Raw genomic sequence first — 444 nt, 5'->3', positions numbered from 1 at the left:
TCAGAATCAGTAAGCGAATCAATTTCTGAATCAGTATCAGAATCACTAAGCGAATCAATCTCTGAATCAGTATCTGAGTCAGTCTCTGAGTCAATATCTGAATCAGTATCAGAGTCAGTAAGCGAATCAATCTCTGAATCAGTAAGTGAATCAGTATCAGAGTCAGTTTCAGAATCAGTAAGCGAATCAATCTCTGAATCAGTAAGTGAATCAGTATCAGAGTCAGTTTCAGAATCAGTAAGCGAATCAATCTCTGAATCAGTAAGTGAATCAGTATCAGAGTCAGTTTCAGAATCAGTAAGCGAATCAATCTCTGAATCAGTAAGTGAATCAGTATCAGAGTCAGTTTCAGAATCAGTAAGCGAATCAATCTCTGAATCAGTAAGTGAATCAGTATCAGAGTCAGTTTCAGAATCAGTAAGTGAATCAGTATCAGAGTCAGTA

At 36.7% G+C, this 444-nt stretch carries 1 protein-coding gene; it reads right to left on the bottom strand.

Annotation, left to right across the window (positions count from 1 at the left end):
• Positions 1 to 444, bottom strand: a 444-nt coding sequence (locus AB2B50_RS09760) for a hypothetical protein (protein ID WP_414169922.1), incomplete at both ends; no start/stop codon positions are given.

Source organism: Streptococcus fermentans (assembly GCF_040888305.1).
GTDB lineage: Bacteria > Bacillota > Bacilli > Lactobacillales > Streptococcaceae > Streptococcus > Streptococcus fermentans.
The sequence above is the reverse complement of the archived record's forward strand: the minus strand, read 5'-3'. Positions and strand labels throughout refer to the sequence as shown.